Annotated in this window: 11 protein-coding genes, 1 pseudogene and 1 riboswitch; of the genes and pseudogenes, 4 read left to right on the top strand and 8 right to left on the bottom strand. The window is 63.6% G+C overall.

The genetic code is table 11. The features are described from left to right. Positions 1 to 3: 3 nt before the first annotated feature. Positions 4 to 1,386: an anion transporter gene (locus tag IYX23_RS16275; RefSeq protein WP_196394035.1), complete on the bottom strand. Its 1,383-nt coding sequence runs from the start codon at positions 1,384 to 1,386 to the stop codon at positions 4 to 6. Positions 1,387 to 1,552: 166 nt separating this feature from the next. Here IYX23_RS16275 and IYX23_RS16270 point away from each other — a divergent pair, with 166 nt between their 5' ends. Then, complete coding sequence (locus tag IYX23_RS16270; RefSeq protein ID WP_196394034.1) at positions 1,553 to 2,197, top strand: helix-turn-helix transcriptional regulator; 645 nt, start codon at positions 1,553 to 1,555, stop codon at positions 2,195 to 2,197. 273 nt (positions 2,198 to 2,470) lie between these two features. Next, on the top strand, positions 2,471 to 3,553 hold the full coding sequence (locus IYX23_RS16265) for a cytochrome c peroxidase (RefSeq protein ID WP_196394033.1): 1,083 nt from the start codon (positions 2,471 to 2,473) through the stop codon (positions 3,551 to 3,553). Between the two features lie 3 nt (positions 3,554 to 3,556). Here IYX23_RS16265 and gcvPB read toward each other — a convergent pair whose 3' ends face one another. The 7 genes from gcvPB to IYX23_RS16230 all read right to left on the bottom strand — a co-directional run bounded on the left by gcvPB (position 3,557) and on the right by IYX23_RS16230 (position 11,154). Continuing rightward, on the bottom strand, positions 3,557 to 5,092 hold the full coding sequence (gene gcvPB / locus IYX23_RS16260) for an aminomethyl-transferring glycine dehydrogenase subunit GcvPB (RefSeq protein ID WP_196394032.1): 1,536 nt from the start codon (positions 5,090 to 5,092) through the stop codon (positions 3,557 to 3,559). Further along, on the bottom strand, positions 5,092 to 6,432 hold the full coding sequence (gene gcvPA, locus IYX23_RS16255) for an aminomethyl-transferring glycine dehydrogenase subunit GcvPA (RefSeq protein WP_196394031.1): 1,341 nt from the start codon (positions 6,430 to 6,432) through the stop codon (positions 5,092 to 5,094). The genes gcvPB and gcvPA overlap by 1 nt, the downstream gene beginning before the upstream one ends. 17 nt (positions 6,433 to 6,449) lie before the next feature. After that, complete coding sequence (gene gcvH, locus IYX23_RS16250) at positions 6,450 to 6,824, bottom strand: glycine cleavage system protein GcvH (RefSeq protein WP_196394030.1); 375 nt, start codon at positions 6,822 to 6,824, stop codon at positions 6,450 to 6,452. After that, positions 6,821 to 7,978, bottom strand: coding sequence for a glycine cleavage system aminomethyltransferase GcvT (gene gcvT, locus IYX23_RS16245; protein WP_196394029.1), 1,158 nt, complete (start codon positions 7,976 to 7,978; stop codon positions 6,821 to 6,823). Before gcvT ends, gcvH begins: the two co-directional genes overlap by 4 nt. Before the next feature lie 153 nt (positions 7,979 to 8,131). Continuing rightward, positions 8,132 to 8,222, bottom strand: a riboswitch (glycine riboswitch). A 104-nt stretch (positions 8,223 to 8,326) separates the two neighbouring features. Beyond that, on the bottom strand, positions 8,327 to 8,659 hold the full coding sequence (hspQ, locus tag IYX23_RS16240) for a heat shock protein HspQ (protein ID WP_109024482.1): 333 nt from the start codon (positions 8,657 to 8,659) through the stop codon (positions 8,327 to 8,329). A 93-nt stretch (positions 8,660 to 8,752) separates the two neighbouring features. Continuing rightward, positions 8,753 to 9,796 carry a CoA ester lyase gene (locus tag IYX23_RS16235; RefSeq protein ID WP_196394028.1) on the bottom strand — a complete coding sequence of 348 codons (1,044 nt, stop codon included), beginning with the start codon at positions 9,794 to 9,796 and terminating at the stop codon, positions 8,753 to 8,755. A gap of 86 nt (positions 9,797 to 9,882) precedes the next feature. Further along, positions 9,883 to 11,154: an Nramp family divalent metal transporter gene (locus IYX23_RS16230; protein WP_210330732.1), complete on the bottom strand. Its 1,272-nt coding sequence runs from the start codon at positions 11,152 to 11,154 to the stop codon at positions 9,883 to 9,885. Between the two features lie 355 nt (positions 11,155 to 11,509). Between IYX23_RS16230 and IYX23_RS16225 the strand changes: the two genes are divergently transcribed. Then, positions 11,510 to 12,616 carry a cupin domain-containing protein gene (locus IYX23_RS16225; protein ID WP_196394026.1) on the top strand — a complete coding sequence of 369 codons (1,107 nt, stop codon included), beginning with the start codon at positions 11,510 to 11,512 and terminating at the stop codon, positions 12,614 to 12,616. Positions 12,617 to 12,888: 272 nt separating this feature from the next. Beyond that, positions 12,889 to 13,151, top strand: a pseudogene (locus IYX23_RS16220) (IS110 family transposase); the annotation flags it as partial.

Here is a 13,151-nt window from a genome sequence, read left to right as displayed (position 1 = left end):
CCCCTATAACCTCCACAGCCCCAATGCGATCGTCGCGAGGGTCAGCGGCGCGCCGACCTTGAAATAGGTCCAGAAGCCGATCGTGACGCCAAGCGCGCGCGCCCGCTCGACGACGATGAGATTGGCGATCGAGCCGACAAGCGTGAAATTGCCGGCGAGCGTCGACGCCATCGCCACGATCAGCCAGGCGCGCCTCGGATCGCTCAGTCCGACGATGAACGGCTTCAGCGCGAGGACCGCCGGCACATTGCTGACGATATTGGACAGCACGGCGGAGACGAGCGCGAGCGTCGACGCGTCATCGAGATGGAGCCGCCCGACGTCCGCGATCTCTCCTGGCGTCAGCACCACCTTGTCGAAGGCGCCGACGACGATGAAGAGTCCGGCGAACATCAGCAGCAGCGGCCAGTCGATTTCGCGGTAGATTTTCTTTGAGCCGATGCGTCGCGTGAGCAGCAGCAGCCCGCCGGCGACGATCGCCGCTTTGGCGGGCGGAACGCCGGCGAAAAAGAACCCGATCATCGCCGCGGTGATCAGCAGCGCTTTCGAGGCGAGCGCCGCATGAAAAGCGCGCGGCGCCGCGACGATCGGCGTAAGTCTCTTGCGCGAGAAGAATTCGCGCGGGAAGGCGAGCGCCACCAAAAGGATCGTCAGCGCGACGCCGGCGAGGGCGATCGGCCAGAGCGCCTCAGCGAAGTCGCCGTAGGAAATGCCCGAGGCGGTCGCGATGATCATGTTCTGGGGATTGCCGGTGATCGTCGCGACGCTGCCGACATTGGAGGCGAGCGGGATCGCCAGCACATAGGGCGTCGGATCGCGCTTGAGCCGATGCGCCAAATCCACGACCAGCGGCGGCATGACGAGACAGATCGCGTCATTGACGAGAAAGGCGGAAAACAGCCCCGTCGCCGCCGCGACCGCGATGAGCAGAAAGATCGGACGCCGGGCGACATCCGCCAGCCAGTCGGCGGCCCGGCGGAAGAAGCCTGAAAGGCGCAGATTGGCGACGACGATCATCATGCCGAGCAGCAGGGTGATGGCGTCGAAATCGATGGCGCGATAGGCCTCGTCGAGGCTCAAGGCGCCAACGCCGATCATCAGACTCGCGCCGAGCAGCGCGCCGCCGGCGCGGTCGAGCCGATAATAGGGCAGCTTGCCGATCGCGAGCACGAGATAGGTCGCCGCGAAAATCGCGGCGACGGCCGCCGTCTGCGGCGTTGGCGTCGGCAGGCGGCTTACGAGCGACAGAAATTCGCCGAGCCCGAGGATCGCCACAGCGGCCAAGGCCGCGCTCCCCGCGACAATGATAGCGACGAGAATCCCAAGCCAGAGTGTGAGGAAAGGGTGGCGCGTGCGATTTGGCGCGGGCTCGGGCGAGGAAGGCATGCAACCCGGCAAGTTAGAGCGCGCGGCGTGGAAGACGACGCATAGAGGAGGGTTATGGCGCCTGGCCTTGCGCGCGCCAAGCCGGCAGCGCTGATTTCCTATTGTGCGGCATAGTTAATAGATATATTCCTACCAACTAGGAAATTCTTCCGAGCGGCGGCCAGCCATGTCCGACATTCTCACCCATGCTCAGATCTGGGCGGCGATCGACGCGCTCGGCGAGCGATATGGCATGACGCCGTCGGGTCTCGCGCGCAAGGCCGGCCTCGACCCCACGACCTTCAATCGCTCCAAGCGTGAAACGGCGAGCGGGCGCCAGCGCTGGCCGTCGACCGAATCAATCGCCAAAGTGTTGCAGGCGACCGGCGCCGGGCTCGACGAATTCATGTCGCTGGTGATGGCGAACAGCGCCGCCGGCCGCTGGCGCCATACGCGGCCGCTGATCGGCCTAGCGCAGGCGGGGGTCGGCGGCTTCTTCGACGATGCGGGTTTCGCCACCGGCGCCGGCTGGGACGAAATCGACGTCTTGGCCGAGGCCGACGAACATTCCTACGCGCTGGAGATCTCAGGCGACTCCATGGCGCCGTTGTATCGCGACGGCGATGTGGTGATCGTCTCGCCGGCGGCGCCGGTGCGGCGCGGCGACCGGGTGGTGGTGAAGACCACCGCGGGCGAGATCATGGCCAAGGAGCTGAAGCGCGAGACGGCGCGAACGATCGAATTGCGTTCGGTCAATCCGGCCTACCCCGACCGCACGATTCCGCGCGACGAGGTCAGCTGGATGGCCCGCATTCTCTGGGCGAGCCAATGATACGAATTTCGGCCGATCTGCTTGGCTGTCATTCCCGACGCGCGCAACGCGCGCGATCGGAAATCCAGTGCAAAACCACCATTTCCGCATCGGCCCTGGATTCCCGGTCAGGCCTTCGGCCTGCCGGGAATGACAAGGGTCCAAGCGAAAGGTTCAGCCGGAATCCATGACGTGTGACGCTTAGCCGCCGACCGACGCATCTAGCCTCGCGCCCATGCAGCTGTGGTATAAGCTTCAACCTCTTGCGCCGCTTCCATCCGGGTGAAATCCGCCATGCGTCTTTCTTCGATCGTCTCTCTTGTCGCGCTCCTTTTCGCCGGCCCGGCTTACGCCGACGCCGGCCTGCGGGACCGGGCGAAAGAATTATTCGAGCCGATTCCGTCAGCGCCGCCCGCGATTCCTGGAGAGACGGCGACGCCGGAAAAACTCGCGCTCGGCAAGATGCTCTATTTCGAGCCGCGACTTTCCGGAAGCGGCGATGTCAGCTGCGCCGACTGTCACAATCTGAGCATGGGCGGCGTCGACGGCGGCAAGCTTTCGGGCGGGCATAATGCGCAGCTCGCCGGCCGCGAAGTGCTGACGGTGTTGAACGCCATTTTCAACAAGTCCCAGTATTGGGACGGGCGCGCCGCCAATCTTTCCGACCAGGTGGTCAATTCGGTGATGGCCAATCCCAAGGCGATGTTGAAGACGCGCGGCGGGCCGATGCCGATCAATACGGCGGAGCACGCGATCGCAAAACAGCGCGCCGTCGAGCAATTCAAGAGGATTCCGGGCTATGTGGCGGCCTTCAAACAGGCCTTTCCCGAACAGAGCGATCCCGTCGCCTATGACAATATCGGCCGGGCCATCGCGTTGTTCGAAGCGACGCTGATCACGCCGGACGCGCCGTTCGACCGTTGGCTCAAAGGCGACGATCAAGCCCTGTCCGAGGCGCAGAAGGATGGTCTGAAGCTCTTCGTCGAGAAGGGCTGCGTCACCTGCCACAACGGCGTGAATGTCGGCGGCGGCATGTATGCGCGTTTCGGCGTCGTCAAACAGCCGAGCGCGGAATTTCTGCCGCCGGACGATTTGGGCCGCTTCGCGATCACCAAGGCGATCGCCGACAAATACGCCTTCAAGGTTCCCTCGCTGCGCAATGTCGAACTGACGACGCCCTATTTCCACACCGGCGCGACCTTCGATCTGAAGAAGGCCGTGGCGGTGATGGGCGAAAGCCAGCTCGGCGTCGCGCTTAGCGCCGACGAGACCGACAAGATCGTCGCCTTCCTCAATTCGCTGACCGGGCGCCAGCCTGAGGTGGTCCTGCCGATTCTGCCGCCGCGCACTGGCCCGCCGGTCGCCCAAGCGCAGTGACGATCAGGCTGCGGCGGTCCACCGCAGCACCGGCTTTCTCGCCGCGAGCGCTTCATCGACTCGCCGGCACGGCGCCAATCGCGGCGCGGGGCCAAAGCGCGCGACCTCGCCGGCTTTGGCGCTGCGCGCGAGATCGCGCAGCGTCGCGATGAAGAGATCGAGCGAGGCTTTCGATTCCGATTCCGTCGGCTCGATGAGCATCGCGCCATGGACGACCAGCGGGAAATAGATCGTCATCGGATGATAGCCTTCGTCGATCATCGCCTTGGCGAAATCGAGCGTCGTCACGCCGGTGCCGCGCAGCCAGGCGTCGTCGAACAGAACTTCATGCATGCAGATGCGATCGCCGAACGGCTGAGTCATCACATCGCGCAGCGACGCGCGGACATAGTTCGCCGAGAGCACGGCGTCTTTCGAGGCCTGGGCGAGTCCGTCGGCGCCATGCGCAAGCATATAGGCGAGCGCCCGCACGAACATGCCCATCTGGCCGTGGAAGGCGGTCAGCCGGCCGAAGCTCTGTGTGCCCTCAGCCGCTTCGACAAGCTCCAGCGCGTCGCCGCTGCGGCGAATGAAGGGGACCGGCGCGAAAGGCGCAAGACGTTCCGATAACACGACCGGGCCTGCGCCAGGTCCGCCGCCGCCATGCGGCGTCGAGAAGGTCTTGTGCAGATTGATGTGCATGGCGTCGATGCCGAAGTCGCCGGGACGCGCGACGCCGGCGATGGCGTTGAAATTCGCGCCGTCGCAATAGAAGTAGCCGCCGGCCTCGTGCATCGCGTCGGCGATGGCGACGATCTCGCGTTCGAACAGCCCGCAAGTGTTGGGGTTGGTCAGCATGATCGCGGCGACGTCGGGAGCGAGCGCCTCTTTGACAGCCTCGGCGCGCACGGTTCCATCCGCCGCCGCCGGAACGACGCGCACCGAAAAGCCGAGCAGCGCCGCCGTCGCGGGATTGGTGCCATGCGCCGATTGCGGAATGAGCACGACATTGCGCGTCGCGGCTTCGCCTCTGGCCGCGATCGCAGACTTGATCGCCATCATGCCGCAGAGTTCGCCATGCGCGCCGGCCTTCGGCGACATCGCCACCGCCCGCATGTTGGTGAGCGTCATCAGCCAGTCGGCGAGAGTCTGCATCAACTCCAGCGCGCCTTGCGCGGTCGATTGCGGCTGCAGCGGATGCAGATCCGCGAAGCCTTCATAGCGCGCGATCTTCTCATTGCTGCGCGGATTATGCTTCATCGTGCAGGAGCCGAGCGGATAGAGCCCCGCGTCGATCGAATAGTTCTTGCGCGACAGACGCACATAATGGCGCATCGTCTCCGGTTCGGTCAGTCCCGGAAGACCGATGGGCGCATTGCGCTCCAGCGCGCCGAGCCGCGTCGCGACGGGCGCAGGATCGTCGACATCGACGCCGGTCGCGTCAATGCGGCCGATCTCGAAGATCAGCGGCTCTTCCTGATCGAGCCCGCGATTGCCGGTGAAGGTCGCAGGCGTTTTGTCGTCATCGAGCGGTTCGACGACTGCGGGTCTGTCGAGCATCAGAGCGACTCCTTAAGCGCCGCGACGAACGCGTCGCGATCTTCTTGCGTATTCACTTCGGTGGTGGCGACGAGGAGAAGATCGTCAAGCGCGGCGTGCGGCAGAAGCCGCGCGACGGGAACGCCGGCGAGAACGCTGCGCGCCGCCATTCTCTCAACAAGCGCGGCGGCGTCGCCTCCGATGCGAAGCGTAAACTCGTTGAAGAAGGTTTCGTTGAGCACTTCGACCTTTGGAACGTCATTGAGCATCTGCGCCAGCAAGACCGCATTGGCGTGATTGACGCGCGCCAGCCGCGTCAATCCGGCTTCGCCAAGCAAGGTCAGATGAATGGTGAAGGCGAGCGCGCAGAGGCCCGAGTTGGTGCAGATGTTCGAGGTCGCCTTGTCGCGGCGGATATGCTGCTCGCGCGTCGACAGCGTCAGCACATAGGAGCGCCTGCCGTCGGCGTCGACGCTTTCGCCGGCGAGGCGGCCGGGCATCTGCCGCAGGAATTCATGCCGCGTGGCGAAGAGACCGACGTAAGGTCCGCCGAAATTCAGCGAATTGCCGATCGACTGGCCCTCGCCGACGACGATATCGGCGCCCATCGCGCCAGGCGATTTGAGGAGACCCAGCGACACGGCTTCGGTGAAGACGGCGACAAGAAGCGCGCCGTTCGCGTGGCAAGCTTGCGCAATCTTCGTCAGATCGCGCAGATTGCCGAAGAAATCGGGCGTCTGCACGACGACGCAAGAAAGCGTGTCGTCGATGCGCGCGATGAGATCTTCGGCGGCGCCGATGTCGGGCGCCATCGTCTCGACTTCGTCTTCGGCAAGCCGCGAGATGGTGCGGACCACTTCGGCGTAATGCGGATGTAGCCCGCCGGACAGTAGCGCCTTGCGTCGCTTCGTCACGCGATGCGCCATGAGCACGGCTTCGGCGGTCGCCGTCGAGCCGTCGTACATCGAGGCGTTGGCGACCTCCATGCCTGTGAGCAGAGCGACCTGGGTTTGGAATTCAAAGAGATATTGCAGCGTGCCCTGCGAGATCTCCGGCTGATAGGGCGTGTAGCTCGTCAAGAATTCCGAACGTTGAATGAGATGATCGACGCTAGCAGGAATGTGATGCTTGTAAGCGCCGGCGCCGACGAAAAAAGACGCGCGCGACGCAGGCATATTGCGGGCGGCAAGCCGTGCGAAGAAACGCTCGACTTCCTGCTCCGACTTGCCTTTTGGGAGATCGAGCGGCGTCTTTAGCAGCGTCGCGCGCGGCGCATCGGCATAGAGCGCTTCGATCGACGACACGCCGATCGTCGCGAGCATCGCGTTTCTGTCGGCCTCTGACAGCGGATGATAGCGCATCGTTCTTTTCCTTGCGCTTAAATCGTCTTCAGGAAGCTCGAATAGGCGGCGTCGTCCATCAGCGATGCGCATTCGCCAGGATCGCTGACTCTCACCTTGATGAGCCAACCGCGTCCAAGCGGATCGTCGTTGACGAGCGCCGGCGCTTCGCCAAGCTCCGGATTGACTTCGACGACTTCGCCGCTCACCGGCGAATAGACTTCGCTCGCCGCCTTTACGCTCTCGATGACCGCGATCTCTTTGCCCTTCGCGACCTTCTTGCCGACTTCGGGCAGTTCGATGAAGACGATGTCGCCGAGCTGCGACTGCGCATAATCCGATATGCCCAGCGTCGCGAGATCGCCGTCGAGCGCGACATATTCATGATCCTTGGAGTAGCGAAGCTCGGTCATCTCGCATCCTTTCCAGCCGGCGTTTTGAAATAGCGGTGCGGGACGAAGGGCAAAGCCGCCACCGTGACGTCGACGCGTTTGTCGCGCAGCGGCGCCGAAAGCGTCGCGCCGAGCTTTGCGTCATTGCTGGCGACATAGCCCATCGCGATCGGGCGTTGCAGCGTCGGCGAAAAGCCGCCCGACGTGACATGGCCGACAGCTTCGCCGTCGCGCGCCGAGAGCTCCGCGCCTTCGCGCAGCGGCGCCTTTGATTGCGGCTCGAGCCCGACGCGCCTGCGGGCAGGGCCCTGCTCAAGCGCGAGCCGAATGCGCTCAAAGCCGGGGAATCCGCCTTCCACGCGTCGGCGTTTGCCGATCGACCAGCCGAGTCCCGCCTCAACCGGATCGGTGGTTTCATCGAGGTCGTGGCCATAGAGCGGCAGGCCCGCCTCCAGCCGCAAGGCGTCGCGCGCGCCGAGGCCCGCCGGCGCAACGTCCTCATACGACAGCAGGAGACGCGCGAGGTCTTCGGCATGCTCGGCGCGCAGCGACAGTTCAAATCCGTCTTCGCCCGTATAGCCGCTGCGCGACACGAAGAGCGGCGCGCCGCCGAAGTCGAAGGCGCGCCAGCCCATGAAAGGAAGGTCCTCGGCGCCGGGGAGGAGTGCGCCGAGGACCGAGGCCGCGCGCGGGCCCTGAAGGGCGAGCAACGCGCGGTCCAATGGATTAAAATCAAACTGCGGCAACGCGGCGCGGATAAGCGCGAAATCGGCTTGCTTGCGCGAGGCGTTGACCACAAGCAGCAGCCGCTCTTCGACGCCTGGCAGACGCGTGACGAGAAGATCGTCGAGTATGCCGCCGTTCTCGTTGAGCAGCTGCGTGTAACGCGTGCGCTCCGGCGAAAGCGACGCCAAATCCGCTGGCGTTAGGCTTTCAAGCGCCCGTGCGGCGCGCGCGCCGGCGAGGATCGCCTGACCCATATGCGAAACATCGAACAGACTTGCCAGGCGTCGCGTATGGAGCGTTTCCGCTACGATGCCCTGCTCATATTGCAGCGGCATCTCGTAGCCGGCGAAAGGCGCCATGCGCGCCCCAAGCCGTCGATGCACGGCGTCGAGCGGAAGTCTGGCCAGCGCGGGAGGCGCGGCGGTCGCGACGTCGAGTTCGGTCACCATCAACTCCGCCAGGACATGGTTGGCGCAGCAAAGCCTAACTTCGCTACGCGCCCCCTCTGTCCGGTGACCTGAGAGATTTCCCTGCGCTAAAGCGACAGGTTACGCCCTTCGGTGGGCGAAACGCCTGCGCGCTTCGCCGCTTTCCAGAGTTTCTACTTCGTCGCGGTCCTTTGGGCCTGAGCGTTTCCGGGGCGGTTTCGCCTTCGGCGCCGGCGCGAGCGCCGGTCTCTCCCGCGATGAAGTTCGACCTGCAATCAAAATGTGGTCGATTCGCGCGATCGTCAATCCCGGCGGCTGCGGGTTTTTTCCGCAATGCGGCAGCGCCGGTCCGATCGGGAGCGCCGCTGCTCAGTGGCGCTTAGGCGCCCGCATGCGGTAGACGCCATCGTCGTCGCGCTCGAAGGTCTCGTCGACCTGTGGATGGCGCACCGGCTTGTTGCTGTTGTCGGGCAGCAGATTCTGCTCCGACACATAGGCGACATATTCGGTTTCGGCGTTCTCGGCGAAGAGGTGGTAGAAAGGCTGATCCTTGTTCGGACGCAGCTCTTCCGGAATTGAAAGCCACCACTCTTCAGTGTTGGCGAACACCGGATCAACGTCATAGATCACGCCGCGGAACGGATAGCGGCGATGCTTGACCACCTGTCCAATAGAAAATTTCGCGGAGTTTTCTCGCGGCATTCCAAGGCGCCTTTAACACGCTGTTTACTTGCCTTTTAGTAACGCAGCCGGGGCGCAGCCGTCAATCGGACGCGGCGCCACAGCCAAATTCACTCAAAATCCGTAGATCCTGGCGAGGTCGGCGTCTTTGGCGGCGACCTGCTTGGCGAGGTCGACGACGACCTTGCACTGCTTCCAAGTGGCGTCGTCCTGCATTCGGCCGTCGATCATCACCGCGCCGGTGCCGTCCGGCATGGCGTCAAGCACCCGCTTGGCGAAGGCGACTTCTTGCGGATCGGGCGAAAAAACCTTCTTGGCGATGGCGATTTGCGACGGATGCAGCGACCAGGCGCCGGCGCAGCCGAGCAGGAAGGCGTTGCGGAACTGGGCCTCACAGGCCGGGGCGTCAGAGAAATCGCCGAAGGGTCCGTAGAAGGCCTTGATGCCTGCGGAAGCGCAGGCGTCGACCATCTTGGCGATGGTGTAATGCCAAAGGTCCTGCTGAAAAGAGGCGCGCAGGTCTTGGCCCGGCACGGCGTCGGCGATCACCTTATAGTCCGGATGGCCGCCGCCGACGCGCGTGGTCTTCATGGCGCGAGACGCGGCGAGATCGGCCGGCCCGAGCGAAATGCCATGCATGCGCGGCGACGCCGCAGCGATGGCGTCGACATTCTTGACGCCTTCCGCCGTCTCCAGAATGGCGTGAATAAGGATCGGCTTCGTCACGCTATGCCGCGCTTCGAGCTGCGCCAGGAGCTGGTCGAGATAGGCGATGTCCCAGGGTCCCTCGACCTTGGGCAGCATGACGACGTCGAGCTTGCTCCCGACCGCGCCGACGATCTCGATCATGTCGTCGAGCGCCCAGGGGCTGTTCAGCGCATTCATGCGCGTCCACAGGCCGGTCGAGCCGAAGTCGGTCGCCTTGGCCATTTCGATGAAGCCGGCGCGGGCGGCTTCCTTGGCGTCGGCCGGAATCGCGTCTTCAAGATTGCCGAGGACGACGTCGACCTGTTTGACGAGTTCGGGAACCTTGGCGCGTAATTTTTCAAGATGCGGCGGCACGAAATGGATCATCCGCTCAACCTTGACGGGCGGTTCGCGCAGCGGCGCCGGGGCGCCGATGGCGAGCGGACGGTAGAATTGATTGGGAAGTTTCATCTCGACGCAGCTCCAAAAAACTGCGTCGAGTTAAGCCAGATGTGTCGGCTTGGCAATGCTGAGCAGTTGTCACAACCGTAAGCGGTTCAGCCGGCTACGGCGTCCCAGAGCAGCTTCAGGTTCAGGGCGATGATGACGACGGCGATGATCGCCGCAAGCGCGGTGGTGCGTCTGGGCGCGACGAGGTCGCCCATGACGCTGCGCTGCGCCGTGAAGGCCACGAGCGGCACGACCGCGAAGGGCAGCGTCACGCTCAGCGCCACCTGGCTCAGGACGAGCAGCTGCGCCGTGGCCGACTCGCCCGCATAGAGCGTCACGCCGATCGCTGGCGCGATCGCGATGCAGCGGGTGATGAGGCGGCGTGTCGCCGGCTTCATCCGCAGCCGCACGAATCCTTCCATGACGATCTGGCCGGTGAGGGTGGCGGTCACGGTCGAGTTGAGCCCGCAGGCGATGAGCGCCACGGCGAAGAGCGTCGCCGCGACGGGCTGCCCGAGCAGCGGCGCGATCAGCCGGTAGGCCTCGCCAAGCTCGGCGACTTCGGTGTGGCCGGTCGCGTGGAAGACCGCGGCGGCGAGAACGAGGATGGCGCCGTTGACGAACAGGGCGAGAAACAGCGCCAGCGTGCTGTCGATCACCGCGAAGCGAATCGCCTCGCGCTTTTTATCGAGCGGCTCGGCCACGGCGCGGGTTTGCACGACGAAAGAGTGCAGGAAGAGATTATGCGGCATCACCGTCGCGCCGAGGATGCCCAGGCCAATGTAGAGCATCTCTGGATCGGTGAAAAAGCGCCGCGTCGGCACGAGCCCTTGCGCGATCTGCGCAAAATCGGGGCGCGCCATGATGAGTTGCGCGAGGAAGGAAAAGGCGATCAGCGCAAGCATCGCGACGACGAAAAGCTCGATCTTGCGAAAGCCGGCCCGCTCCAAAGCAAGGACCAGAAAGGTGTCGAGCACCGTGATGAAGATGCCGACCGCGAGCGGCAGGCCGAACAGCAATTGCAGCCCGATGGCGGTGCCGATCACTTCCGCGAGATCCGTGGCGAAAATGCCGATTTCCGCCAAGATCCAGAGCCCGACCGCGGCCGGGAAGGGATAATGCCGCCGGCAGGCCTGCGCGAGATCCAGCTCCGCGCCGACGCCGAGCCGCGCCGCAAGGGATTGCAGGACGATCGCCATCAGGCTCGACAGCACGGCGACAAAAAGCAGCGCCGTGCCAAACTTCGAGCCGCCGGCGAGCGCCGTCGCCCAGTTGCCGGGGTCCATATAGCCGGTGGCGACGAGATAGCCGGGACCGAGAAATACGAAGAGCCGCCTAAAAAATGCGCCGCCTTCGGGCACATGCACGGATCGGCGCATATCGCCGCGCTGCGGAACGGGCGCGTTGGCGGTCGTCGCTGGCGTCACATTTGTCTCCACGAGGCGCCGGCGGCGGCCGGACACAGGATTTACTTGGCAAGGGCCGCTTCTCGGCAAGGCCGGGAAGGGCCGCTTCTTAGCAAGAAGTTTTCGCCTTAAGGCTTCCCTTTGTCACCAATGTAAATCGTGACGGGAGAATTTCATCTGCGCGCGAAGCGCAGCCGCAGCCGCGCCTTGTCGCGCGCCGTCCGAGCAGGCATGCTCGCAAGCTGAGCCGTCGCGATTCAGAATCAGCCGATGCGCTTGTCAGGCGACGAGAGATTGCGACACACAGTCAGAACAGCGGGGGCTGGTAATGTTCTCATTGACGATCCCGATAAGCTCGGAAGGCGGACACACGAGCTTCCATAATAATGTGCCCGATCCCGCGACCTCGGGCGCCGAGCTGCCGACGTTCAAGTTCGAGCTTGAAAAATCTCAAGGACGCGTCGACGGCGCCAGCTATGGCAAGGAAGCGACCGTCGCTCAGCTGCCGATCTCCAAGGATATCGCCGGCGTTTCAATGCGCATGGAGCAGGGCGTCATGCGCGAGCTTCACTGGCACGCGACCGCCGCCGAATGGGGCTTCGTCACCGAGGGACGCGTGCGCACCACGGTCATCGATCCGGCGGGCTGCTCGGAGACCAATGACTTTGAGGCGGGCGATCTTTGGTATTTTCCGCGCGGCCATGGCCATGTCATCGAGACGCTGGGAAAAGACCTGTGTCATTTCATCCTCGTCTTCGACAATGGCTATTTCTCCGAATTCGGCACATTCAGCATCAGCGACTGGATCGGCCATGCGCCCAAGGAGCTGCTCGCCAAGAATTTCGGCGTCCCGGCGTCGACCTTCGACAGTTTCCCCAAGCAGGAAGTCTATTTCGCACGGGGCAATATTCCGCCGGAGACCCCCGCGCGACCGTTGCAGGGATGGAAGCCGCCGCCGCTCACCCACAAATACAGCCTTCTGTCGCAGAAGCCCTTCGAGACGTTTCCGGGTGGAATCGAGTGGCGCGTCGACGGATCGCAATTCCCGATTTCCACGACGATGACCGGCGTGGTTCTGGAAATGGAGCCCGGCGCGCTTCGCGAACTGCATTGGCATCCCAATGCTTCCGAATGGCAATATGTGCTGAGCGGACAGCTTTGCGTCACGCTGTTTGGGTCAAAGGGCCGCTGGCGCCAGGAGACGTTCTCGAAAGGCGACGTCGGCTATATCCCACAGGGCATGGGTCATTCGCTCGAAAATGTCGGGACCGATACGGTGCGCGTGCTCATCGTCTTCAACAACGCCCATTATCAGACGATCGATCTGTCGCAATGGATCGCCGGCAATCCGACCGACATTCTCGCGACGAATTTCGGGCAGGATCCGTCGGTCTTCGAGAAATTCCCGCGCAGGGACGTCTTCATGACGAAGTGAGTAATTACGAAATCCGGTTGATCCATTTGCGGGGCCTGTCATTCCCGGCAGGCCGAAGGCCTGACCGGGAATCCAGAGCCGACTCAGGAGTGCTGGATTTGCTCTGGATTCCTGTGTGTCTGTTTTGTGAGAGACTGAGAATGCGGACGGGAGATCGTTGGATTCCTGGTGTTGCCACCGTATCGGGCCTGATCCCCGTCCGCTTTTCGAAGTTCACCTGAACAGTTGCACGAGGCTGCGCCAACAGACCTCGCATCACAGGGACAGGCACGATGAGCATAACCCCTGTTTGCGTCGGAATCGACGTTTCCAAAGCCTATCTCGATATTTTTGATCCGTTGGCAGGCTATTTTCGGATCGAAAACACGATCAGCGCGGTCTCCGCCTTTGTCTCGACGCAGCTCGTCCAGGGGCGTTTCGTGGTGTTCGAGGCGACCGGCTGTTACGATCGCGTATTGCGTCTGGGTCTTGAAGCCGCCGGCGTGGCTCATGCGCGCGTCAATCCCGAACAGGCGCGCGATTTTGCGCGCGCTTT

Origin of the sequence: Methylocystis sp. L43, assembly GCF_015709525.1 — a bacterium.
Taxonomy (GTDB): Bacteria; Pseudomonadota; Alphaproteobacteria; order Rhizobiales; family Beijerinckiaceae; genus Methylocystis.
This window is presented reverse-complemented; position numbering and strand designations above follow the sequence as displayed.

Bases quoted from the DNA above. Each gene is read 5' to 3' on its own strand.
- hspQ (WP_109024482.1), bottom strand. From the start codon at position 8,659: ATGCCGCGAGAAAACTCCGCGAAATTTTCTATTGGACAGGTGGTCAAG.
- IYX23_RS16230 (WP_210330732.1), bottom strand. From the start codon at position 11,154: ATGCGCCGATCCGTGCATGTGCCCGAAGGCGGCGCATTTTTTAGGCGG.
- gcvT (WP_196394029.1), bottom strand. From the start codon at position 7,978: ATGGTGACCGAACTCGACGTCGCGACCGCCGCGCCTCCCGCGCTGGCC.
- gcvPA (WP_196394031.1), bottom strand. From the start codon at position 6,432: ATGCGCTATCATCCGCTGTCAGAGGCCGACAGAAACGCGATGCTCGCG.
- IYX23_RS16265 (WP_196394033.1), top strand. From the start codon at position 2,471: ATGCGTCTTTCTTCGATCGTCTCTCTTGTCGCGCTCCTTTTCGCCGGC.
- IYX23_RS16225 (WP_196394026.1), top strand. From the start codon at position 11,510: ATGTTCTCATTGACGATCCCGATAAGCTCGGAAGGCGGACACACGAGC.
- IYX23_RS16235 (WP_196394028.1), bottom strand. From the start codon at position 9,796: ATGAAACTTCCCAATCAATTCTACCGTCCGCTCGCCATCGGCGCCCCG.
- IYX23_RS16275 (WP_196394035.1), bottom strand. From the start codon at position 1,386: ATGCCTTCCTCGCCCGAGCCCGCGCCAAATCGCACGCGCCACCCTTTC.
- gcvH (WP_196394030.1), bottom strand. From the start codon at position 6,824: ATGACCGAGCTTCGCTACTCCAAGGATCATGAATATGTCGCGCTCGAC.
- gcvPB (WP_196394032.1), bottom strand. From the start codon at position 5,092: ATGCTCGACAGACCCGCAGTCGTCGAACCGCTCGATGACGACAAAACG.
- IYX23_RS16270 (WP_196394034.1), top strand. From the start codon at position 1,553: ATGTCCGACATTCTCACCCATGCTCAGATCTGGGCGGCGATCGACGCG.